Annotated in this window: 17 protein-coding genes; 9 read left to right on the forward strand and 8 right to left on the reverse strand. The window is 77.3% G+C overall.

Going from position 1 to position 22,160, the window contains the following annotated elements; all coding sequences use genetic code 11:
• Positions 1-85 precede the first annotated feature (85 nt).
• The gene (locus ACF1AK_RS19355; RefSeq protein ID WP_391499996.1) at positions 86-961 is read left to right on the forward strand and encodes a virginiamycin B lyase; all 876 of its coding nucleotides are present in this window, start codon (positions 86-88) and stop codon (positions 959-961) included.
• A gap of 127 nt (positions 962-1,088) precedes the next feature.
• Here the strand turns inward: ACF1AK_RS19355 and ACF1AK_RS19360 are convergent, their stop codons facing one another.
• The 4 genes from ACF1AK_RS19360 to ACF1AK_RS19375 form a co-directional block, all read right to left on the reverse strand.
• Entirely contained in the window at positions 1,089-4,079 is a 2,991-nt protein-coding gene (locus ACF1AK_RS19360; RefSeq protein ID WP_391499997.1) for an AAA family ATPase, read from the reverse strand.
• 266 nt (positions 4,080-4,345) lie between these two features.
• A complete protein-coding gene (locus ACF1AK_RS19365) occupies positions 4,346-4,537 on the reverse strand; it encodes a hypothetical protein (RefSeq protein ID WP_391499998.1) in 192 nt (63 codons plus the stop codon).
• 191 nt (positions 4,538-4,728) lie between these two features.
• On the reverse strand, positions 4,729-7,683 hold the full coding sequence (locus ACF1AK_RS19370; protein ID WP_391499999.1) for a type 2 lanthipeptide synthetase LanM family protein: 2,955 nt from the start codon (positions 7,681-7,683) through the stop codon (positions 4,729-4,731).
• Between the two features lie 516 nt (positions 7,684-8,199).
• Entirely contained in the window at positions 8,200-8,844 is a 645-nt protein-coding gene (locus ACF1AK_RS19375; RefSeq protein ID WP_391500000.1) for a class I SAM-dependent methyltransferase, read from the reverse strand.
• A gap of 240 nt (positions 8,845-9,084) precedes the next feature.
• Here ACF1AK_RS19375 and ACF1AK_RS19380 point away from each other — a divergent pair, with 240 nt between their 5' ends.
• The 6 genes from ACF1AK_RS19380 (at position 9,085) to ACF1AK_RS19405 (ending at position 14,885) form a co-directional block, all read left to right on the forward strand.
• Complete coding sequence (locus ACF1AK_RS19380; RefSeq protein ID WP_391500001.1) at positions 9,085-9,900, forward strand: sigma 54 modulation/S30EA ribosomal C-terminal domain-containing protein; 816 nt, start codon at positions 9,085-9,087, stop codon at positions 9,898-9,900.
• A gap of 113 nt (positions 9,901-10,013) precedes the next feature.
• Positions 10,014-10,502, forward strand: coding sequence for a pyridoxamine 5'-phosphate oxidase family protein (locus ACF1AK_RS19385; protein WP_391500111.1), 489 nt, complete (start codon positions 10,014-10,016; stop codon positions 10,500-10,502).
• A gap of 384 nt (positions 10,503-10,886) precedes the next feature.
• Positions 10,887-12,692 carry a cytochrome c oxidase subunit I gene (gene ctaD, locus ACF1AK_RS19390; RefSeq protein ID WP_391500002.1) on the forward strand — a complete coding sequence of 602 codons (1,806 nt, stop codon included), beginning with the start codon at positions 10,887-10,889 and terminating at the stop codon, positions 12,690-12,692.
• A 102-nt stretch (positions 12,693-12,794) separates the two neighbouring features.
• Complete coding sequence (locus ACF1AK_RS19395; protein ID WP_391500003.1) at positions 12,795-13,328, forward strand: hypothetical protein; 534 nt, start codon at positions 12,795-12,797, stop codon at positions 13,326-13,328.
• Positions 13,329-13,537: 209 nt separating this feature from the next.
• Positions 13,538-14,272 carry a response regulator gene (locus tag ACF1AK_RS19400; RefSeq protein WP_391500004.1) on the forward strand — a complete coding sequence of 245 codons (735 nt, stop codon included), beginning with the start codon at positions 13,538-13,540 and terminating at the stop codon, positions 14,270-14,272.
• A gap of 190 nt (positions 14,273-14,462) precedes the next feature.
• Entirely contained in the window at positions 14,463-14,885 is a 423-nt protein-coding gene (locus ACF1AK_RS19405) for a pyridoxamine 5'-phosphate oxidase family protein (RefSeq protein WP_391500005.1), read from the forward strand.
• A 118-nt stretch (positions 14,886-15,003) separates the two neighbouring features.
• On the opposite strand, the gene ACF1AK_RS19410 is transcribed toward ACF1AK_RS19405, so the two are convergent.
• Entirely contained in the window at positions 15,004-16,701 is a 1,698-nt protein-coding gene (locus ACF1AK_RS19410) for a GAF domain-containing protein (protein WP_391500112.1), read from the reverse strand.
• A 569-nt stretch (positions 16,702-17,270) separates the two neighbouring features.
• Between ACF1AK_RS19410 and ACF1AK_RS19415 the strand changes: the two genes are divergently transcribed.
• The gene (locus ACF1AK_RS19415; protein WP_391500006.1) at positions 17,271-18,227 is read left to right on the forward strand and encodes a universal stress protein; all 957 of its coding nucleotides are present in this window, start codon (positions 17,271-17,273) and stop codon (positions 18,225-18,227) included.
• Positions 18,228-18,438: 211 nt separating this feature from the next.
• Positions 18,439-19,476, forward strand: coding sequence for an Acg family FMN-binding oxidoreductase (locus ACF1AK_RS19420; protein WP_391500007.1), 1,038 nt, complete (start codon positions 18,439-18,441; stop codon positions 19,474-19,476).
• On the opposite strand, the gene ACF1AK_RS19425 is transcribed toward ACF1AK_RS19420, so the two are convergent.
• The 3 genes from ACF1AK_RS19425 to ACF1AK_RS19435 all read right to left on the reverse strand — a co-directional run bounded on the left by ACF1AK_RS19425 (position 19,473) and on the right by ACF1AK_RS19435 (position 22,155).
• Positions 19,473-19,910 (reverse strand): hypothetical protein, encoded by a 438-nt coding sequence (locus ACF1AK_RS19425; protein ID WP_391500008.1) that lies wholly within the window; start codon positions 19,908-19,910, stop codon positions 19,473-19,475. The two genes, ACF1AK_RS19420 and ACF1AK_RS19425, sit on opposite strands and share 4 nt — an antisense overlap.
• A gap of 217 nt (positions 19,911-20,127) precedes the next feature.
• The gene (locus tag ACF1AK_RS19430; RefSeq protein WP_391500009.1) at positions 20,128-21,393 is read right to left on the reverse strand and encodes a hypothetical protein; all 1,266 of its coding nucleotides are present in this window, start codon (positions 21,391-21,393) and stop codon (positions 20,128-20,130) included.
• Positions 21,394-21,627: 234 nt separating this feature from the next.
• Positions 21,628-22,155, reverse strand: a complete 528-nt coding sequence (locus ACF1AK_RS19435; protein WP_391500010.1) for a copper chaperone PCu(A)C — start codon at positions 22,153-22,155, stop codon at positions 21,628-21,630.
• Positions 22,156-22,160 lie beyond the last annotated feature (5 nt).

Here is a 22,160-nt window from a genome sequence, read left to right on the forward strand (position 1 = left end):
GCGTCCACCGGCCGGGGAAACCCGGTTGCCCGGACGGGGCGGGTGGGGGAGAGTGCCGCTGGTGCGGAGAGGGGCGGAACCGAACATGACGATGGAACGGATCGTGGTGGCGGACGCGGCGGCCGGGCCGTACGGGATCACCGTGGGACCGGACGGCGGCCTCTGGTTCACCCTGGTGCACGCCGGGGAGGCCGGGCGGCTGGCGGCCGACGGGAGCGTCACCCGGTACGGGCTCGGCGCGCCCGGGTGCGGGCCCGCGGTGATCACGCCCGGCCCCGACGGCGCGCTCTGGTTCACCCGGATGCGTGATCACCGGATCGGGCGGATCACCGTCGACGGCGAGGCCGGTTCCTTCGCCCTGCCGACCGGGGACTGCGGGCCGTACGGCATCGCGGCGGGCCCCGACGGCGCCCTCTGGTTCACCGAGCTGAACGCCGGCCGGATCGGGCGGATCACCGTGGAGGGCGAGGTGAGCGAGTACCCGCTGCCGGTCGACGGCGGCTACCCGTCGATGATCACGGCCGGGCCGGACGGCGCCCTCTGGTTCACCCTCAACCAGGCCCACGCGATCGGCCGGATCACGGTCGACGGCGAGGTCGCGCTGCACCCGCTGCCCACCCGGGGCGCCGCCCCCGTCGGCATCGCCCGGGGCGGCGGGGCGCTCTGGTTCGCCGAGATCGGCGCCGGCCGGATCGGGCGCATCACGGTGGACGGCGAAGTGACGGAGCATCCGCTGCCCGATCGCGACGCCCGCCCGCACGCCGTGGCCGCCGGCCCGGACGGGAGGCTCTGGTTCACCGAGTGGGCGGCCGGCCGGATCGGCTGCCTCACGCCCGACGGCGGCTACACCGGCCACCCGCTGCCGGCCGGGAGCGCCGAGCCGCACGGCATCGCCGTCACGGCCGACGGCACCGTGCACGCGGCGCTGGAGACCGGCGAGATCGTCCGCCTGGTCGCCTGACACCCACCGGTGGTGGGCGGGTCCGCACCCTGGCCGCCCGCGCGGCCACCGGACCCGCCGCGGACGCCGCCGACGCCGCGGACGCTGTACGGCGCAGCGTGTGAGCGTGCGCCCCGGGGCGGGGCGGTCACGGGGCGGCGCAGAGTTCGGTGGCGAGGGCGCACAGGGCGGCGCGGTCGGGGCGGCCGGTCTTGGCGAGGAGGTTGGCGAGGTGCTTCTCCACCGTGCGGGGGGAGATGGACAGCTTGCGGGCCAGCTCCTGGTTGCCCGGGCGGTCGGCGAGCAGGACCAGCACCTCGTACTCGCGGACCGTCACCCCGCAGGTGCGCAGGCCCGCCGGCAGGGCGTCGCGGCCGCCGCGGTGCTGGGCGACGCTCGCGCCCGCCCGGCGCAGCAGGGTGCGGCAGGCGGCGGCCACCGGCTGGACCTCCAGCTGGTGGAAGTACTCCTCGGCGGTGCGCAGCCAGGCCACCGGCTCGCCCCAGCCGTCGGTGAGCGCGGCCTCGGCGGCGAGCCGCAGCGCCAGGTGGTGCGCGAGCGGGAAGGCCGCGGCGCCCGGCCGGGCCCCGGCGAGGGCGCGGGCGGCCTGCTCCGGGCGGCCCTCGCGGCCCAGCAGCACCGCGTCGGCGAAGCGCAGGAACTGGCGGTTCCAGGCCAGTTCGGCGGCGGGCACGGCCGCGGCCCGGTCCAGTTCGGCGCGGCCCCAGCGGCCCTCGACCACCTCCAGCAGCGGGTGCAGGCCGTGGCGCCCGGCCAGGTAGAACACGCTGGGGTGCTCCTCCTCCCAGGCCAGCCCCGCGTCCAGTTCGGCGCGGGCGGCGGTGCGGTCCTCGGCGAGCAGCGCGCCGACCGCCCGGCAGAGCCCGTAGCGCAGCGGCGTCAGGAAGGACTCCTCGCCCCCGGCCCGGCGGAACCGGGTCAGTTCGCGCTCCATCTCCCGGGTGCGGCCGAGGTGGGCGGCGAGGGTGGCGGAGGTGAGCAGCAGATAGCGGTGGGTGGCGAGGTTGTGCAGCCGGGCGGTGGCGTCCAGGCAGCGGTCGACGGTGGTGCGGGCGGTCTGCCACTCGCCGCGCATCACCGCGTTCATCGCGAGCAGGCCGTCGAGGGTCTGGGTGAGCACGATCGCGCCGAGCCCGGCCGCGGCCTCCCTGGCCCGCTCCAGGCGGGTGCCGTCGCCGGTGCGCATGAAGGCGTTGGCGCCCAGCCGCAGCATCGCCTCGACCCGCCAGACCGGCAGGGCGTGCGCCTCGGCGACGGCCAGCATCCGTTCCAGGCAGGCGTCGGCGGCGTCGAAGCCGCGTTCGCGGGCGAGCAGGGCGAGCAGCTGCCAGGCCTGGCAGGCGACCACCGGGAGGCCGGCGCGTTCGGCCACCTCGGCGGCGCGGCGGGCGCGGTGTTCGGCCCCGGCGAGCCGGGCGGCGGCGTCCGGGGCGTTCGGCTCGCCGTCCGGGCCGCCGTCGGGGGCCGGCGGAGCGTGGTCCGGCAGCAGGGCGAGGTGTCCCTCGACGACGGCCAGCGCGGCGTCCTGCTCGGGGCGGGGCCGCCCGGCGGTGAGCGTGCGCACGGCGGCCACCTGGGCGGCCGCGTCGGCGGAGCGTTCGGCCATCACGGCCGCCCAGGCGAGCCGGGTGTGCAGCTCGATCCGGCGCTCGACGGCCGGAGCACCGCCGGCGGGCGCGGGCGCGACCGGCGGCAGGGTGCGGACCAGGTCGAAGGCGCGGTCCAGCTGCCCGGACTCGGCCAGGGCGGGCAGCAGCCGCTCGGTGATGCCGGCCCGTTCGGCGTCCCCGGCGAGTTCGTGCGCGCGCTCCAGCAGCACCACCGCGGACCCGGCCGCGCCCGCCTCCAGCACCCGTCGGCCGGCCTCCGCGAAGTGCACCGCCGCGCCCGCCCGGTCGCCGCCGGCCAGCAGCAGCGAGGCGACCAGCTGGCGGCGTTCGTCGGCGAGTTCGGGATCGGCGCGGAGGATGGCGCGGGCCGCCCGGCGGGCCAGCGCGGCGCGTTCGGCGGGGGCCAGGGCGGCCGTCACCGCGTCGGCGGTCAGCGCGTGCCGGAAGGCGTAGCGGTCCGGGGCGGCGCCGTCCGGCACGATCACATTGGCCTCGGAGGCCGAGCGCAGATGGCTGAACAGGGTGCGGTCGTCGTAGCCGGTGATCAGCTGCACGGTGGTCACCGAGAAGCGGCTGCCCAGGGTGGCCGCGGTCAGCAGCAGGTCCCGCACCTGCGGGTCGAGTTGGCCGATCCGGTGGCCCCAGCTGCGGACGATGGTGCTGGGCACGCCGGGGCGCGAGCCGTCGGCGAGCGCCCAGCGGCCGTCCTCGGCCCGGCGCAGCGCGCCCGAGTCCAGCAGGTCGGCGAGCAGTTCCTCGACCAGGTACGGGCAGCCGTCGCCGCGTTCGGTGAGGTGCTCGACCAGCGCGGCCGGCAGATCGGCGCGCTCGCCCTCCAGGATCGCGGCGGCCAGCGCGGCGACCTCGGCGGGCGGCAGCGGCCGCAGTTCGGTGACGGTGGCGGCGCGGCGGCGCTCGGCGGCCCGCACCAGCTCCAGCGCCGGGCCCGGTTCGGCGCGCAGGGTGGCGAGCAGCAGCACCGGCAGGCCGGCCAGGTTGTCGACCAGGTACTCCAGGACGGCGACGGTCTCCGCGTCGGTGTCGTGCAGGTCCTCCAGGAGCAGCACGCAGCCCTGTTCGCGGCCGAGCACCGCGAGCAGCCGCAGCAGCGCCTCGGCGAGCTCGACCACCGTCTCCGGGTAGCCGCCCGCGCCGGGTGCCGCCGCGCTGTCCCGCCACTCGGGGACCAGCCGGGCCAGCGCCGGGCGGTAGGGGGCGAGTTCGGGGTCGGTGGGCGGGCCGGCGGCCCGGAACCGGGAGGAGAGTGCCTCGATCAGCGGCCGGAACGGCGTCACCGTGCCGGTGGAGCTGCCCCGCCCGCGCAGCACCGGGAGGCCCAGCCCGTACGCCTGGTAGGCGCATTCGCCGGCGAGCCGGCTCTTTCCGATGCCGGCCTCGCCGAGCAGGAAGACCGCCCCGCCGCCCTGCTGCCGGGCGGTGGCCAGCGCGCCGCCGAGCATGGCCAGCTCGGTGGCACGGCCGACGGTGATCGACGACGTGGTCCGCATGGCCGCAGGCTACTTGACAGGGTATCGGTTCTGAAGAGTGGTGGGTCGGACACGGAGCGGACACGGCACCACCACCGGGTGGTTGCCGTACGACCACATGCGGAGCGCGGGCCTCGCGGGCGGCGTCGGCGGGGTCCTTCGTGAGGTCCGTGAGGCGGTCGGGCGTCCGGCTCGGCCGGTCGTCGGGCGGGTCCGCCGCCGAGGGGCTGCCCGTTCCTCGGCGGCGGAGGTCCGGCTGGTCGCGGCCGGGGTGGTGCGGGCCGTTCTCAGAAGGGCGTGGTCATCGTCGGGAACTCGACGATCGGCGGGATGGCCCCGCCGGTGCCGGCGAGCAGACGCGAACGCAGGCCCAGGCCGCTCCCCGTGCGCAGGCGGATCTCGCCCGCCGGGTGCTCGGCCGTCTCGCCGGGGCGGGCGGCGGATTGCGGCGGGGTGAGCCGCTCGTCGTGGTCGTGCATGGGTCTTCGCTCCGTTTCGGGTCGTGGACGTCGGTGCGGATGGTGCGGACCGTGCGGATGTCCGCTGACGAGGACGCCGCACGGGTGGCGCCGGTTCGGTCGGGACGACAGGGACGGGTGGTGCGGGCCGCGTGTGGGGGCGCGGGCCGTGGTGCGTGGGGGCGTGGGGGCGGGCGGGTCGGCTCGGGCGGTCAGCCGAGCGCGGCCGGGCTGCGCGGTCCGGCGGCGTGCGGTCCGGCTCCTGCGAGTGGTCCGGCGGCATGCGCTGCGGTGGCGGTGTGCGGCCCGGCTCCCGCGCGCGGGGCGGAGCGGGACGCCGCCGGCACCCGGGGGCGCAGCAGCAGGGCGGGCGGCACCTGCTCGGGGAAGCCGAGGCGGAGCAGTCCGTGGCCGATCCCGGCGAGACCGGTGAGCAGCCCGGGGTGGGCGACGTGGTCGGGGGTGCCGGAGCGCGGCCCGTCCTGGTCGACGGCGGCCAGCAGCGCCCCGGCCCGCCGGACCCACGGGGTGCGGCCGGCGGCGGGGCCGTGCCGGCCGAGCAGTTCCAGCACGCCCAGTTCGCCGTGGCAGAGACTGTGGTCGCCGAGCGGCGCGGCGCGGGCGGTGTTCCGTACGGCGCGCTGGGCCCAGTCGGCGAGCCGGCGGTCGGCGAGCGCGAGCGGGCTGTCCACCACGGCGAGCGCGACGCCCGGGCGCCCCCGGCACCAGGAGCCCTCGCGGGAGCGGACGGCGGTGGCGGTGTGCAGGGCGGCCAGGCCGGCCCGGTGGTGGGGGCCCGTGGCGGGCTCGCCGACGGCCTCCGCGTAGCGCAGCAGGGCCCAGCCGACGCCGGCCGAGCCGTGCGCGAACCCGGCGGCGGCGGGGGCGGGCCGGGCGGCGAGCCGCTCGGCGCAGCGGCCGGCGGCGGCCAGGGCGGCGGCGGACGCGGGCCCGGCGGCGTCCGCCGCGTGCACGGCGAGCAGCGCGGCGAGTCCGCCGGCGGTGCCGCTGTGCACGCCGGGGTCGTCCTCGCCCGCGGCCGCGGCCGCGGTGAGCGCCACCGCCGGGCCGGTCCAGGCCGCGACCAGCGGATCGCCGAGCAGCCGGGCGAGTTCGGCGAGTGCGTAGGCGATCCCGCCGAGGCCGGCGAAGGCTCCGGAGCCGACGGCGGCCGGGTGGCCGGGGTGGGCGGCGAGCGAGTCGAGCAGCCCGGGGACGGGCGTCAGCGACCGGCGGGCGACCTCGGCGTAGCGGTCGGTTCCGGTGAGCGCGGCGAGCTGGGCGAGGAACAGCGCCGTGCCGGTGTAGCCGCCGGCCAGGTCCGCGCCGAGCGGCCGCACCCGCCAGTAGCGGTCGGCGAGCAGTTCCAGCCCGAGCCAGTTGGTGCGGGAGCGGCCCTGGTAGGCGGCGGCGACGAGCTGGTCGCCGAGGCCCCGGGCGGCGGCCAGCAGCTGTTCGGGCTCGGGGGCGGTGGCCCAGACGTTCTCGGGGACCGGGCGGCCGGGCCGGTGGGCGGGGGTGCCGGCGGCGCCCGCCATGGCCGCGCGGACGATCCACTCCTGGTCCTTGCGGTCGACGGAGCCGAGCGCGGCGAGCTTGGCCTCGGCCCGGGCCAGTCCGGTGGCGGCGAGTTCGCCGGGCAGCCGGCGGCCGTCGGAGGTCCACAGGTCGCGCGAGCCGGGGCGGGCGGTGAAGAACGGGATGTCGCCGGTCCACAGGTCGGCGACCTCGTGGCCGGCCAGCCCGGGGCGGCCCGGGTCGTCGACCGCGTCGGTGCGCAGCAGGTCCAGGACCGCCTGCCGGGCGCCCGCCTCGCGCAGTACGTCCGGGTGGGTGGACTCGTCGAGCAGCCGGGCGTAGACCCGGGTGGCCCGGGGCACCACCCGCACCTCGGCGTCCGCGAAGCAGCGCAGCAGCCCGCGCGGGCCGGTGAGTTCGTCGCGGCCGGCGGCGAGCGCGGCGTACCCGGCGCGGAAGCCGTCCACCAGTGCCCCGGTGTGCTCGGCGGGGTCGACGGGCGCGCCGCCCAGCCGGGGCCGGTTGTGCGCCTCGCCGAACGGGCGGGGGCGGCGCACCAGGCGCATCTCGTCGGTGCCGGCGGCGGCCCAGTCCACCCCGTCGACGGGGGACAGCCGCCGGCCGGTGCAGCCGCCGCCGATGCCGGAGACGTCCACGGCACCGTCGTCGCCGATCAGCAACTGCGGCAGCAGGCCGACCCGGTGGACGGACTCGGCGAGCGCGCGGGCCGCCGGGTCCTCGGCGGCACCGGCGCCGGAGGCGGGACCGGTGCCGGAATCGCCGGCCGGCGGATGGAACAGCGTCTCGACGTCCACCAGCACCGGGTGGTCCCCGCAGGCGACCAGGTTCTCGAAGTGCAGGTCGGTGCCGTCCAGGACGTGCAGCAGGGCGAGCAGCGCGCCCTGGCGCCGGTAGAAGCGCTCGACGTCGTAGCGCGTCAGGCAGGGGCGGGCCTCGGCGTACTCGGTCCAGCCGTGCGAGCCCCGGTCGAGCAGGCCCAGCGCGCGCAGCCGGGGCACCCCGGGTCGCCCGCTGTACCAGCCGAGCAGTGCGTTGAAGTGCCGGTGCGCGGCGGGCGGCCGGGGCCGGTGGACCACGGCGGTGCCGTTGGCGAAGTGCAGCACGGCGACGGCCCGCCCGCGCCGGTGGCGGTCGCCCGCGTCGGCGGTGACGGCGACCAGCGTGCCCGGGTCGCGGCCGCGCAGCAGCCCGGCGACCAGCAGCGCCCGGTCGGTGGTGAACCGGTCGAGCAGTTCCGCCTGGGCGTCGGCGGCGTCCAGGCAGGCCCGGGCGAGCAGCCGGGCCAGCACCGGGTACGTGCGCAGCAGCGCGGCCAGGCCCTCACGGCGGGCGGTCAGCGCGAGGAACGAGCGGAACCGCTCCTGCGGGGTGCCGCCGGCCAGCCGCCCGGCGGCGCGGGCGGTGTGGAGCTCCAGGACCAGGGTGCGCGCGGCGGTCCGGGCCAGCCGTTCGGTCAGCCGGGCGGTGAACTCGGCGCGCAGGGCGGCCAGATCGATGCGGCCCAGCTGGTCGGCGGCGCGCACGGCGGGGGACAGCGAGGTCAGCAGCCGCACCTGCGCGCGTTCGGCGAAGGGCTGCAGGACGAGCGCGAAGCCGCTCAGGCCCGGGTAGGCCGCACGCGGCACCATCGGGCGCACCGGAGCGGCGGCCACCGCGGCCTCGGTGAAGGCGGCCCAGTCCGGGCGGGCGGCCGGGACCGGGCGGCCCGGCGTCAGGCCCCGCTCCCACCATGGGGGGCCTCCGGCACGGGGGGACCGGAGCCGACCGGGGTGGGAGCGGGGAGTCTGTGCGGGTGACGCGACCGGTGCTGCGGTCCCTCCTGCGGTCGGTGGTACGGGGAAGTCGCCGGGCATCGGAGTGTGCGGGAACGGTGTGGCCGAGGGGACCGCCGCTGCGACCGGGCCCTGAACCGGTCCGGCGCCCCCGTCGAGGCGCGTGCTGCACACGGCGTCCACCTCTGCCACCACCGCACCTCCGATGCCGGGAGAGGGCGGCGCTGCCGTCGAAGGCGCCGCCCTCGCTGCTGATCCTGTCGCCGCGGTGGCCGTCGGGGCATGGGGGACGGGCCCCCATCTTTGTGACGGCGGGCCCGCACGATCCGCCGCGCCCCCGCCCATCGGCGGGGTCGGTCCGGTACCGCAGGACTACCGCCGCGCGAGCAGCAGCTGTGTCGCCACCGCGGGACGCCCGTTCATGGTGCGCACCGCGAGCTCGCGTTCACCGGCCGGCTCGAACCCGGCGAACAGCTCGTCCAGCCACTCCCGGGTGTGATGGCGGCAGACCGCGCCGTCGCTCGTCGTGAACACCCCGAACCGGCCGTGGCGCTCCTCGGAGCGCCGGTAGCGCTCCTGGTTGCGCGCGTCGGGCTGGAGCAGGTAGTCGCTGACCTGGAGCAGGCCGCCCGGGCGCAGCACCCGGTGCAGTTCGGCGACCAGGGCCCGCTGCGCCGCGTCGCCCGGGACGCAGGTGAGTACGGCGAACAGGAAGGCCGCAGCACAGGCGCCGTCCGGCCGGTCGAGCCGCGGCGGGCGGTCCAGCACGGTGAAGCGGGCGGCGGGCTGTTCGGCGCGGGCGCGGGCGATCAGCTCGGGTGAGACGTCCACCCCCTCGACGTCGGTGAACCCGAGTGCGGTGAGCTCCCCGGCGAGGCGCCCGTAGCCGCAGCCGTAGTCGAGCAGGGCGGCGTCCCGGGGGAGGCGGTCCGTCCAGGCGGCGTGCAGGGGGTGACCGAAGGTCTTGGTGGTTCCGGTGGAACTCCAGTACGCGGACTGGTCGTCAGAGGCCGGCATGGGCCGATGATGCCACGGGTGAACACGGGGCCGTGCGCCCGGGGTGCGCCGGGGCGGACCGGGGTGTTCCGGGGTGTTCCGGGGACGAAGGGGCCGGTGGGCGCGGGCCGATGGGGCCGTTCGGCCCTTGTGAGCGGAGGGCGGCGGCGGGAGGGTGATCGCCGCGCCGCAGTGCGGGGGGCCGCCGGGGCGGATCGGCGCGGCAGGAACGGAGCGCGGTGGAACGGGAAGAGGCCTGAGGTGGTCGAGTTGGTCACGGTACGGGTGTGCGAGGGGATTTCGCGGGGCTTCGCGGCCGATGCGCGGGCCCGGATCGCCGCCGTGGTGGGCGGGGCGGACGCCCTGGTGGAATCGTTGCGGGTCCGGGTCGGGACCATCGGCGCGCCGGGCTGCCCGGACGGGGCGGACCGCACGGGTGTCCTGGCCCAGGTCAACGCCGAGGTGGACGGCCGGCGGATCCGCGTCCAGGAGGCCGCCGCCGACCTCGGCGAGGCGCTGGACCGGCTCGCCGACGGACTGCGGGCCCGGATGACCGCCGTCACCGCGGGCTGGGCGCCGCGGCCGTGGCCGCGCCGGGTCCGCACCCGCGCCCTGCCGACGGCCGGCGGGCCCGGGCTGCCGGAGGACCGGCGGCCCGCCGCCGTCGCGCGTGCCGGACTCCCGTACCCGGCCCGGCCGCCGCGCATCGTCCGGCGCAAGCAGGCCCAGCTGGTGTGGTGCTCGCCGGACGCCGCGGCCCGCACCATGGACGCGATGGACTACGACATCCACCTGTTCACCGACCCGGCCACCGAGACCGACGCGGTGGTCTACCGGGTCGGTCCGACCGGCTACCGGCTGGCCCGCACGGTGGCGGCCGGACCGCCCACCCGCCCGGCCGTCCCGCTGACCCTGAGCCCCTGCGGCGCACCCGAGCTGACGGAGGATCAGGCCGTCGGCCGGCTGGCCGCCGCCGAACTGCCCTACCTGTTCTTCGCCCAGCCCGGCTCGGGCCGCGGCCGGGTGCTCTACCGGCGCTTCGACGGCGGCCTCGGCCTGATAGCGGCCGCCTCGTGAGCGACGACTCCGTGCGCCGCCGGCTGCGCGAGCGGCGCCGCTCCCGCGGGTCGCAGCCGCAGGCCCGCCGCTCCGCGTCGGTGGTCCGCCCCCGCACGCCCGTCGAGCCGCCGTTGCGCGAACCGGCGCAGCGTGCGCAGGCGCCCGCCGAGCCGGCGCGGCGCCCGCCCGCCCCGCCGCGCGAACTCGTGCCGCTGGACCGGGCCGAGGCGCTGCGGCTGCTGGGCGGCGCCCCGTTCGGCCGGATCGTGTTCACGGTCCGGGCGCTGCCGGCGATCCGCCCGGTCAACCACCTCCTGGTCGACGACACTATCGTGATCCGCACGCACGACGGTGCCGCGCTGAGCGCGGCGCTGGGCAGCGAGGAGGCCGGTGTGGTGGTCGCCTACGAGGCGGACGCGATCGACCCGGTGACCAGGCTCGGCTGGAGCGTGGTCGTCACCGGCTTCGCCCGCCCCGTCACCGACCCCGTCCGACTGGCGCGCTACCGCGCCCTGTTGAGCCCCTGGGTGGACGCCTCGATGGACCACACGGTGGCCATCCAGCCCGACCTGGTGGCCGGCTACCGGCTCGTCGCGGGCGAGGACGCCGCCGCCTCCTGACCCCGGGGCCCAGGCCCCGGACCCCTGGACCCGGGGTCCGCGATCCGCCCCGACGCGGGCCCCGGCCCGGTCCCGGCAGCGCCGTACGCCCCCTTCCCGGGCGGGACGTCCGGCAGGCCGGAACCCCGGCGCGGAAGGACCCTTCCGCGCCCCGCCGGCGCGGCCGGGAGAGCGTCAACTCTCCTGGCCGCGCCGGTTTTTCGTCGTTCCCCGGAGCCGGCGAGCCGCTCCGGGCGGCCCGGCGGACAGTGGTCCCGTCCGGGGGCCCGGATCCGAGGCCCACCGGCCCGGGGCCGCTGGGTCCAACGGCCCTAGGGCGCACGGGTGGTGCGTTCCGATCATGGATCGCCATCCATCCGCAGAAGTTTTCGAAGGAGTGCGTCCTTGAGCGCCATCGAGGCACAGGGCGACAGCGCGCTGCCGCCGTCGGCCGCCCGACCGGGACAGGCACGGGTCAAGCGACCCGGCTCGTCCCTGGTCCGGCTGCTGACGACCACCGACCACAAGACGATCGGCACCATGTACCTGGTGTCGTCGTTCGGTTTCTTCCTGATCGGCGGCATCCTCGCCCTGGTCATGCGCGCCGAACTCGCCCGGCCGGGGACGCAGATCCTCTCCAACGAGCAGTTCAACCAGGCCTTCACCATGCACGGTTCGGTGATGCTGCTGCTCTTCGCGATGCCGCTGTTCACCGGCTTCGCCAACTGGATCATGCCGCTGCAGATCGGCGCCCCCGACGTCGCCTTCCCGCGCCTGAACATGCTGGCCTACTGGCTGTTCATGTTCGGCTCGCTGATCGCGGCCGCCGGCTTCGCCACCCCGCAGGGCGCCGCCGACTTCGGCTGGTTCCTCTACGCGCCGCTGTCCGACGCGATCCACTCGCCCGGCGTCGGCGCCGACATGTGGATCATGGGCGTGACGCTCTCCGGCTTCGGGTCCATCCTCGGCGCGGTCAACTTCATCACCACGATCATCTGCATGCGGGCCCCGGGCCTGACCATGTTCCGGATGTCCATCTTCTGCTGGAACGTGCTGCTCACCTCGGTCCTGGTGCTGCTGGTCTTCCCGGTGCTGGCCGCCGCGCTGCTGGCCCTGGAGTGCGACCGCAAGTTCGGCTCGCACGTCTTCGACCCGGCCTCCGGCGGGGCGATGCTCTGGCAACACCTGTTCTGGTTCTTCGGCCATCCCGAGGTGTACATCCTGGCGCTGCCGTTCTTCGGCATCGTCTCCGAGGTCATCCCGGTCTTCAGCCGCAAGCCGATGTTCGGCTACGGCGGCCTGATCGCGGCGACCGTCGCCATCGCCGGACTCTCGGTCACGGTGTGGGCGCACCACATGTACGTCACCGGACAAGTGCTGCTGCCGTTCTTCTCCTTCATGACCTTCCTCATCGCCGTGCCCACCGGCGTGAAGTTCTTCAACTGGGTCGGCACCATGTGGAAGGGCTCACTGAGCTTCGAGACCCCGATGCTGTGGACCGTCGGCTTCCTGGTCACCTTCCTGTTCGGCGGCCTGACCGGCGTGCTGCTCGCGGCCCCGCCGATCGACTTCCACGTCTCCGACTCCTACTTCGTCGTCGCGCACTTCCACTACACCCTGTTCGGCACCGTGGTGTACGCGATGTTCGCCGGCTTCCACTTCTGGTGGCCCAAGATGACCGGCAAGATGCTCGACGAGCGGCTCGGCCGGATCTGCTTCTGGACGCTCACCGTGGGCTTCCACACCACCTTCCTGGTGCAGCACTGGCTCGGCGCCGAGGGCATGCCCCGCCGCTACGCCGACTACCTGGCCTCCGACGGCTTCACCACCCTCAACACGGTGTCCACCATCGGCTCCTTCCTGCTGGGCCTGTCGCTCCTGCCGTTCCTCTACAACGTCTGGAAGACCGCCAAGTACGGCGAGAAGGTCACCGTCGACGACCCGTGGGGCTGGGGCCGCTCCCTGGAGTGGGCCACCTCCTGCCCGCCGCCGCGCCACAACTTCGTCACCCTGCCGCGGATCCGCACCGAGTCCCCGGCGTTCGACCTGCACCACCCGGAGATCGCCGCCCGCGACTACCTGGAGCACAACGGCGTGCCCGCCAAGCACCTGGCCGGCGTCACCCCCGCCGCGTACGACGTGCCCGCGCCGCGCCGCGCCCGCGCGCTCGACGGCGGCGCCGGCTCCGGCCGTCCGGACGGCGACGGCTGACGGCCCGGCCCCCAGAACGCCGCTCCCGCCCGCGCGTCGCCCCCGGGCGGGCGGGAGCGGCTCCCTTCCGAACCGCACCGGGCTTGAGGAGTGCACGGCACCATGTCCCACATCGTCCTGGCCATCGGCACCGCCGCGATCACCGCGTCCGGCTGCGTCTGGTACCTGCCCGCCATCGCCGACCTCCAGGCCGGCGACGACCGCCCCCGCTCGGCCCGCACCGCCGCGGCCGCCTGCGTGACCTGGTGGGCCTGCCTGGCCCTGGCCGGCGGCCTGCTGCTGACCGTCCCCGCCTGGCAGCCCGCCGCCCAGATCGCGCTGGCCGGGCTGGTCGCCGGGGTCCTGCTGCGGCTCCGCGCCCACCTCCAGGGCCGGACCGAACGGCGCGAGGCGGCCGTCGGCTGGGCGCTCATCGACCCGGCCCCCGCGCCCCTGCCGGCGCGCCCCTCGCCGCGCGCCCTGCTCGGCTGGCTGCTCGTCGGCCTGGCGGTCGCCTCGCTCGGCGCCGCCTCCATCCTGCTCTCCGGCGGCGGCCCGCTCGCCCCACGCCTGGCCGCCGCCGCGGGCAGCGCGGTCGCGGTCTCCACCGCCTTCCTGCTCATCGGCCTCGGCAACGCCCGCCGGCACCGCGCCTGACGCGCCCGCGCGGGGGCGCCACCCGGCCCCGCCCTCCCCGGGCGGACGACGCGGGCGGACGACGCGGGCCGCCGGCGCGGGCCTGCCGGCGGACCCCGCGGCCGGGCCGGAATGGGGCCGTTCGGCCCTGGGCGGAGGCCGGGTGGTGCGGCATGATGCCAGGGACCCGGCGTGCGGTGTGCCGGGCGAGAAGAGGGTGGAGCCACGACATGGCGAGCGAGACGACCGGGAGCGGGACACCGGCACCGGTCCGGGTGTTCCTGCTGGACGACCACGAGGTGGTGCGCCGCGGCGTGCACGACCTGCTGGACGGCGAGCCCGACCTGGAGGTGGTCGGCGAGGCCGGCACCGCCGAGCAGGCCCTGGTCCGGATCCCCGCGCTGCGCCCGGACGTCGCCGTCCTGGACGTGCGCCTCGGCGACGGCGACGGCGTGGCCGTCTGCCGCGAGCTGCGCTCCCGGATGCCCGACCTCGCCTGCCTGATGCTCACCTCCTTCGACGACGAGGAGGCCCTGCTCGACGCCGTGATGGCGGGCGCCGCCGGCTATGTGCTCAAGCAGATCAGCGGCACCGACCTGATCGCCGCCGTGCGGACGGTCGCCTCCGGCCGCTCGATGCTCGACCCCGGCGCCGCGACCCGCCTGCTCAACCGGCTGCGCAGCGAGGCCGAGCCCCAGCAGCCGAGCGGCGGCGGCCCGGAGCTGACCACGCGCGAGCAGGAGGTGCTCGCGCTGATCGGCGAGGGCCTGACCAACCGGCAGATCGGTGAGCGGCTCTTCCTCGCCGAGAAGACCGTCAAGAACCACGTCTCCCGGCTGCTCGCCAAGCTCGGCGTGGAACGGCGGGTGCAGGCGGCGCTGATCGCCACCGAGCTGCGCCAGTCGGCCGCCGCCGACCGCTCGGCCCACCACCCGCGCATCCTCGGCCACGGCCCGCGCGGCTGACGCCGCCGACCCCTCAGCCGGCCCCGGTCGCCCGCCCGCCTGCGGCGACCGGGGCCGCTCGCCGTCCGCGCGCCGGCGCCGACCGGCACCTCCCGTTCGCCCCCGGGACGTTCGCCGTAGGCCTGCCGGGCCCCTCGGCGGGACCATCGGCCCTCGCCCCGGCCCGGCCCCGCGGGCGACGATCGGTGCCATGAACGCCGATCCTGAAGCCGCGTCCGTGCAGGTCGAGCCACGGGTCCGGCCGCAGCCCCGCCGCACGCGGGAACTCGACGAGACCAGGGCGCTGGAGCTGCTGGGCCGTGCCGGGGTGGGCCGCGTGGTCTACACCGTCGGCGCGCTGCCCGCCGTCCTCCCGCTGCGCTTCCGGCTGGACGCGCTCGGCGGCGTCCTGCTCTCCGCGGAGGCCGGCTCCGAACTGGCCCGCGCCGTCGACAACGCGGTGATCGCCTTCGAGGCGGACGAGGTGGACGGCACCGACGGCACCGGCTGGTGCGTCACCGTCCTCGGCCGCGCGGAGGTCCGCCGGCCGTCCCCGGCCCCCGGCGCCCGGGTCGAGATCCGCATCGCACCCGAACTGGTCGTCGGCCGCGAGCTGACGCCCGACCTGCCCTGAGGCCCGGCCCGTCCTGGGGCCCGGCCCGTCCTGGGGCGGAACCGTCCTGAGGCGGACCCGCCGGCCGGTGGACCACCGGCCGGCGGGTCGCGTCGGGCCCCCCGGGCCCCGCTCCGGGTCACACGCCCAGCGGGGCCTGCCACACCAGGCGGGTGCCGCCGCCGTCGGCCGGGAGCAGCTCGAAGGTGCCGCCCGCCCGCTCGGCGCGTTCGGCGAGGTTGCGCAGGCCGCTGCGGCGGCCGCCGGCCGGGACGCCCACGCCGTCGTCGGTCACGGTGAGCGTGACGGTGCCCCCGGCCGCGCGCAGCGCCACCTCGACGCGGCTCGCGCGGGCGTGCCGGGCGGCGTTGCTGAGCGCCTCGCCGAGCACGGCCATCACGTGCTCGGCCAGCTCCTGCGGCACGTCGGTGTCCAGCAGGCCCTCCATGCTGAGCCGCGGCGCGAAGCCGAGGGTGGCCTGCGCCTCGCCGACGACCCGGGTGGCGCGGGCCCGCAGCCCCCGGTCCGGCTCGCTGTGGGCGCGCAGGCCGAAGATGGTCGAGCGGATGATCTTGATGGTCTCGTCCAGGTCCGCGACGGCCCGGCTGACCCGGTCGGCGGCGCTCTGGCTCTCGATCAGCCGGCCCGCGCTCTGCAGCGTCATGCCGGTCGCGAACAGCCGCTGGATGGCCAGGTCATGGAGGTCCCGGGCGATCCGGTCTCGGTCCTCCAGGAGCGTCAACTGCTCGGCGTCCCGGCGCCGTTCGGCGAGCTCCAGGGCGAGTGCGGCCTGATCGGCGAAGCCCAGCAGGGGGCCCGTCTCCTCGGCCGTGAACGGCGGGCGCCCGCTCTCCCGGGCCAGCAGCAGCACGCCGCGCCCGAAGCCCTCACCGGTGCCCAGCGGCACCGCCACGGCCGGCCCCAGCCCGGTGAACCGCCCGGGCGGACCGGCGGGGAAGCGGGCGTCGCGCTCCAGCTCGTCGCTGGTCGCCGGCGAGCCCGCGGCGTACGCGGCGCCGGACAGCGTGCCGTCCACCGGCACCGTCACGCCGAGCCGGGCCTCCGGCCGCCCGCCCAGCGCCACCTCCACGGTCAGCTCGGCGGCCCGCTCGCCCGGCTCGGCCAGCGCCACCGACACGTCGGCCAGCTCGGCGCCCGCGATCTCCCGGGCCCGGCGCGCGATCAGCTCCACGACCTCCAGCCGGGGCGCGCCCGACAGCAGGCTGCGGGTGATCTCCGCGCTCGCCCGCAGCCACCGCTGCTGTCGGTGCGCCTCCTCGTACAGCCGGGCGTTGTCGATCGCGACCCCGGCGGCCACCGCCAGGGTCGAGATGACCGCCTCGTCGTCGGCGTCGAAGTCCAGGCCGCTGCGCTTGTCGGTCAGGTAGAGGTTGCCGAACACCTCGCCGCGCACCCGCACCGGCACCCCGAGGAAGGTGTGCATCGGGGGGTGGTTCGGCGGGAAGCCCACCGAGGCGGGGTGTTCGGAGAGCACCGGGCAGCGCAGCGGCTGCGGGTCGCGGATCAGCTCGCCGAGGATGCCGCGGCCGGTCGGCTGCGGTCCGATCGCGTCGGTCTCCTCCTGGGTGAGGCCGACGGTCAGGAACTGCGCGAGGGTGTGGCCGTCCGCGCCGATCACGCCGAGCGCCGCGTAGCGGGCGTCGACCAGGTCGGCGGCGGCCTCCACGATGCGGTGCAGGGCCTGGGAGAGGTCCAGCTCGCGGCCGACCGCGAGCACCGCCTCCAGCAGGCTGTGCACCCGGTCCCGGGTGCCGCGCGCCGCGTCGATCCGCCACTGGAGCTCCTCCAGCAGCTCGTCCAGCCGCAGCTGAGGGATCCGCGGACCGCCGGGGGCGGCCGAGGAGGGCGGGGCGGGCGGGGCGGCGGGGCCGCCGGGGGAGCGCGCCGGCGCGGCCGGGGCCGGGGTCGCCCGGGGCGCTGCCGCGTGGGCGGGGCAGCCCGGCGGCGGTGCGTCGTCCGCCCGTTCGCGCTGGTCTCCGCCGGTGCCCGCCCGCGTGTCCTCCGCGCCGCCCACCGGCGTCCTCCTCGTGTTCACATGCTGCTGGTCCGGGTCCGTGCCCCGGTCGGGAGACCGGGCGGATTGCCTGATTCACGTTAGTGCCGCTGGCATGTGCGCGGAACGCCGGGGTCGGTCATGCACGCGGCGGACGGTGCGCAAGCGGCCACTCGCGCGCCGACAGCGCGCTGTTCGCGCCACGCGCGCGGACGGCCCACGGGACCAACGGCCCCCGGCCGGGGGGCCCTGCGGCCTCTGGCGGGCGGACCGGCCCGGGACCAGGGTGGGAACCGGGGCCGACGGAGCGTCAGCGCGCACCGGGCGCCCCACCGGAGAGCCACCCCGAGACCCGCCCCCGCGCGGCGGGCCCGCAGCGGAAGGAAACGCCCATGACCCCCGCAGTCCTGGCCGGAGTCGACGGATCGCCCGAGAGCACCGCCGCCGCCCACTGGGCCGCCGAGGAGGCACTGCGGCGCGGGGCCCCGCTGCGGCTGGTGCACGCCTGGCCCTGGCTGACCGACGGCCGCGCCGCGTTCGCCGACACCCAGGACCTCCCGGCCGCCGCCCAGCGGATGCTGGCCGCCGCGGCCGAGGACGTCCGGGCCCGCCACCCCGGCCTGAGCGTCGAGACCGACGCGGTGCTGGACGCCGCGGTGGACGGCCTGGTCGCCGCCGCCGGGGACGCGGGCCTGCTGGTCCTCGGCTCGCGCGGCCTGGGTGGCTTCAAGGGGCTGCTGGTGGGCTCGGTGAGCATGGCGGTGGCCGGGCGCGCGCCCGTGCCCGTGGTGGTCGTCCGGCCGGCGGAACCGGTCGAGGAGCCTTCGCACGGGCCGGTGGACGGGCCGGTGGACGGGCCGGTGGACGGGCCGGTGGACGAGCCGGTGGACGAGCCGGCCGACGGGACGGCCGGGCGGCCCGCGGTGCCCGAGGTGGTGGTCGGCGTGGACGCCACCGCCCCCGACGACGCGGTGCTCGACTTCGCCTTCCACGAGGCCGCGCTGCGCGGCGCCCGGATCCGAGCCGTCCACGGCTGGGACCTGCCGCCCGCCTTCGCGGTCGTCGGCTTCCTGCCCTCCGGCACCGAGGTGGCCCAGCTCCAGGCGGCGGAGGAGAAGGCCCTCGCGGCCGCCCTGGCCGCCCACCGCGAGCGCCACCCCGGCACCGAGGTCGTCGAGCAGGCCCGCCTCGGCGCCGCCCGCACGCTGGTCGAGGACTCCGCGGGCGCCGACCTGGTCGTGGTCGGCCGCCGTCGCCGCCCGCACGACCTCGGACCCCGGCTGGGCCGGATCGCCCACGCCGTGCTGCACCACGCCCAGGCCCCGGTGGCGGTCGTCCCGCACGACTGACCGCCCGTGGCCGGTGACCTCCCGCCGCCGGCCACCGGGACGGCTGCCGGGAGGGCTGCCAGGAGGCGCCGGGACCGCCGCCGACCGGCATCCGGGCCGTTGGACCCTGTCGGCGGTGACCGGCCCGGCGCACCCTCGGGAGTAGCGGGACACGTGGCCGGGCCGGCCGTGGCGACCGGCTCCGGAGCGTCGAGGCAAGGAGAGGATCACCATGACCCGGTCAGCCCTCACTCCGGCCGGCCTGCGGCTGCTCGCCGCCGCCGGCGGCGCGGCGCCCTCGCTGCACAACAGCCAGCCCTGGCGGTTCCGCCCCACCCCGGACGGGGGCGGGGTGGAGGTGCTCGCCGACCCGGAGCGCTCCGTCCCGCTCGCGGACTCCGGCGGTGCCGCCGCGCACATCGCGGCCGGCGCCGCGCTGTTCAACCTCCGGGTCGCCGCCGCCCGGCTGGGCCGGGAGGCCGCCGTCCGGCTGCTCCCGGACCCGGCCGACCCGCGGCTGCTCGCCGTCCTGGACCTCTCCGTCCCCGCCGCCGAGGACTCCCCGACGGGCGGGCCGTTCGGACGGGACCTCTACCCGGCGATCGCCGAGCGCCGTTCCAGCCGTCTGCCCTTCACCAACCGGGACGTCCCCGAGGCGGTCGCCGCCGAGCTGACCGAGGCCGCCCGGGACGAGGGCGTGGCCCTCGCGGTGCTGGAGGAAGCCGGGGTGCGCCGGGTGCTGGAGGTCACCGCCGAGGCCGAGGACCGGATCGCCCACGACGCCGCCCGGCAGGCCGAGACCCGCTCCTGGCTGCGGCCGGACGGGGGCACCGCCGCCACCGACGGCCTGCCGTACGCCGTGCTCGGCCCGCAGGACCACGACGCCCGGGTGCCGATGCGCGAGTTCGCCGGGCGTCCGCCGCACCACGAGGGGCCGCCGCAGCCGTCCCGGCGCTTCGAGGCACTGCCCCAGCTGTGCACCCTCGCGACCGCGGGCGACGGCCCCGCGGACTGGCTGCGCACCGGGCAGGCGCTGGAGCGGGTCTGGCTGCTGGCCACCCTGCACGGGCTGCGGCTGACGGTGTGGCACCAGGCGGTCGAGTGGCCCGACCTCCGCTGGCGGCTGCGCGACCCCGCGGAGGGGCCCGGGCACGTCCAGCTGGTCCTGCGGGCCGGTTACGGCCCGCCCGGAGCCGCCACGCCGCGCCGCCCGGTGGAGGACGTCCTGGATCCGCCGACGGCGGAGCGGCGGGCGGGGGCGGGGCGCTAGGAGATCCGGGCCCAGGCGGTCCAGCTGCCGTCCGTGCCGTGGCGCCGGGCCCACAGGTTGCCGTCGGTGCCCCGGGCGGCGATCTCGAACCGGCCGCCGCCCGTGTCGGAGGCGGTGATGCCGACCCCGCCGGTCAGGTAGCCGCCCAGGGACGACCAGGAGCCCTTCTTGCCGGACGCGCTGCTCGAACGCGTCCACACGGCGTGGTCGGTGCCGATGACGAACACCTGCCGCCGGCCGTCCCGGTAGTCGTACTCGGCGAGGCCGGGGTCGCCGTACTCGCCGCCGCAGAGGTACTCCCCGCCCCAGACCGGGCTGACGCAGTGCATCGGCTGGGCCGCCACGGCGGTCGCCGCCGAGGCGGTGGAGGGCGCCGCGGTCATCGCGGCACCGGCGAGAACGGCGGCGGCCACCGCCGTCTTGATCTTCTGCACGGACACTCCTCAGTCGGTCCCGACCGGGACCGCCCGCCGGCCGGGCGGCCCCTCGCCCGGGGACACGGGAGTCCGGAGCCGGCGGGTTCACCCGTGGACGACACGTCCGCCCCGCGGCGCCCCTTCGGGCACGGCGGGGCGGATGTCGTGCGCCGGACGGCCCGCACGGTGTACGGCCGGCCCGGTGTACGGCCCGCACGGTGCGCGGAGCGCGGGGTCAGGACCCCATGGCGGCGAGGTCCTTGATGTCCTGGTAGCTCATGCCCAGCTTGTTGTAGAGCCGGACCTGCTCCTCGTTCAGGGCGCCGCCGGCGGTCAGCTCCTTCACCTGGGCATCGGTGAGCGGGGCGCCCGCCCCGCCCGGGCCGTCGGAGCCGTCCGAGGCGCCCGCGCCCTCGGCCCCGGAGCCCAGCAGGCCCTCGGTGAACCCGGTGGCGAAGTCGCCGAAGGCGCTGCCGAGCTCCTCCGCGCTGATCGTGGCGGCGTCGGCCGGGGCCTGGACGGCCGGGGCGTCCTTGGCGAACGCGATCCGCAGCGGCAGGGGGGTCGCCGTGCCGGCCTTGGCGTCCAGCTGGGCGAGGTCGAAGGTCACCGCGGACAGCGCGCCGCCGTCGAGGAGGACGTCCAGGGACAGGTTGCGGTCCGGCACGTCCGACGGGGCCGACTTCGGCAGCTTGCCGAGGTTCGGGATGTCCTTGGTGAGCGGCTCGAAGGCCTTCAGCAGGTCGTCCGCCACCTTGCGGGCCGGGGCGGTGACGGTGATCCGCTCCTTGCCGTCCTGCTTCCCCTTGTCCTCGAAGGACAGGTCATGGGTGAGGATGTCCTTCAGCGACGCGGCCAGGCCGTCCTCGACCCCGGGGGCGAGCGTCGGGGCGGGGGAGGCCCCGGCGCCGGCCGGCCCGCCGGTCTCCGTGAGGTCCTTGGCGTCGAAGCCGATCCACTTGCCCTTCAGCGCGCCCTGCAGGGCGGCGGGCAGGTCCTTGGTGAAGGCGTCGAGTTCGGCGGGGTCCTCGCCGAAGAGGCTGCCGAAGGCGGCGAGGTCGGCCCGGGCGAAGGCCCGCTCGCCGACCTGGCGCAGCTCGACCAGCGACGCGCCGTCCTTGCCGGTGAGCGCGACGGACGAGGAGAGCGAGGCGTCCGGCTTCGGGGCCTCGCCGTTGCCGGCGCCCTTGGACGGCTGGACGTCCTTCAGCGGCTTGTCCGCGCTGAACGCGACGGACAGGCTCACGGCGGCCAGCGCGGAGGCGCTCTCCTTGTCGATCTTCGCGCCGGTGGCCGCGCCGAACGCCTCGATCTGCTCGACGGTGGCGTCGACCGACACCTTGGCGCTCAGGGACTTGCTCCGGCCGAGCTTGTCGAAGGCCGTCGACACCTTGTCGGCGGCGCTGAGCTGCTGCACGGTGCCGCACGCGGCGAGCCCGGTGGCGAGGACGGCGCTGCAGGCGGCCGCGACCAGAGTGGTGCGGGCGGACCGGCGTATCACGGTGTTGATGGGGTGCTCCTGGGTGCGGTCGGCGGGTGCCGGTGCGGCGGGTACGGGTGTGTGTCCGTGTACGACCCGCCGGTATGACGGCCTGACACAGACAAGCACAGGAACCCTGGTTCGGACACCCGATTTCCCGGCGCCCTCCTCAGGACGGGCACAAACTACCGGACGGGGCCGACAGTCCCGCGCGGACCCCCGGGCGTCCGGGGGGCCGGCGCGGGGCGGTCCGCCTCAGCGGCTGCCGCGCCGTCCGCCGGGCGGCCGGACCTCCGCCTTGACCCGCAGTTGGGGACTGTGGCGGAAGCTGAGCGTGAACTCCACCCACTGTCCGACCTTCAGCGGAGGCGGATCGATGATCATCAGATCGGCGTCCTCCGGGGACATCGCCAGCTCGCCGCGCTCCGGCACCGGCAGCGCCGCGACCGGCTCCCACCGGCCCGCGGCGCCCTGGTGCAGATGCCGCTTCAGCGTCACCCGGCCGCCGAACTCCCAGTCGGCGCCGGTGAGCTCGTCGGGGATGTCGCCGGGGTTGCGGACCGTGAAGAAGGCGGCGGTGGCCGGCACCCCGCCCGCCGTGGGCAGCAGCAGCCAGCCCGGCCCCGCCTCGACCGGCCGCGCCGTCCCGGCCCCGCCGATCGCCGTCCACCCGGAGAGCAGCGCGAGCGCCACCGTGGCGGCCGCCACCGGCGGCCCGGCCACCCGCAGCCGCTCGGCCGCCCGGGACCGGCCGCCCGTCACCGCACCCGCCACCCCGCTCACCGGCC

The sequence above is a fragment of the Kitasatospora sp. NPDC015120 genome (assembly GCF_043080305.1).
Taxonomy (GTDB): domain Bacteria; phylum Actinomycetota; class Actinomycetes; order Streptomycetales; family Streptomycetaceae; genus Kitasatospora.

What these genes read in the sequence shown, in the direction of transcription:
- ACF1AK_RS19355 (WP_391499996.1), top strand. Translation starts at nt 86, where the DNA reads ATGACGATGGAACGGATCGTGGTGGCGGACGCGGCGGCCGGGCCGTAC.
- ACF1AK_RS19360 (WP_391499997.1), bottom strand. Translation starts at nt 4,079, where the DNA reads ATGCGGACCACGTCGTCGATCACCGTCGGCCGTGCCACCGAGCTGGCC.
- ACF1AK_RS19365 (WP_391499998.1), bottom strand. Translation starts at nt 4,537, where the DNA reads ATGCACGACCACGACGAGCGGCTCACCCCGCCGCAATCCGCCGCCCGC.
- ACF1AK_RS19370 (WP_391499999.1), bottom strand. Translation starts at nt 7,683, where the DNA reads ATGGTGCCGCGTGCGGCCTACCCGGGCCTGAGCGGCTTCGCGCTCGTC.
- ACF1AK_RS19375 (WP_391500000.1), bottom strand. Translation starts at nt 8,844, where the DNA reads ATGCCGGCCTCTGACGACCAGTCCGCGTACTGGAGTTCCACCGGAACC.
- ACF1AK_RS19395 (WP_391500003.1), top strand. Translation starts at nt 12,795, where the DNA reads ATGTCCCACATCGTCCTGGCCATCGGCACCGCCGCGATCACCGCGTCC.
- ACF1AK_RS19400 (WP_391500004.1), top strand. Translation starts at nt 13,538, where the DNA reads ATGGCGAGCGAGACGACCGGGAGCGGGACACCGGCACCGGTCCGGGTG.
- ACF1AK_RS19405 (WP_391500005.1), top strand. Translation starts at nt 14,463, where the DNA reads ATGAACGCCGATCCTGAAGCCGCGTCCGTGCAGGTCGAGCCACGGGTC.
- ACF1AK_RS19415 (WP_391500006.1), top strand. Translation starts at nt 17,271, where the DNA reads ATGACCCCCGCAGTCCTGGCCGGAGTCGACGGATCGCCCGAGAGCACC.
- ACF1AK_RS19420 (WP_391500007.1), top strand. Translation starts at nt 18,439, where the DNA reads ATGACCCGGTCAGCCCTCACTCCGGCCGGCCTGCGGCTGCTCGCCGCC.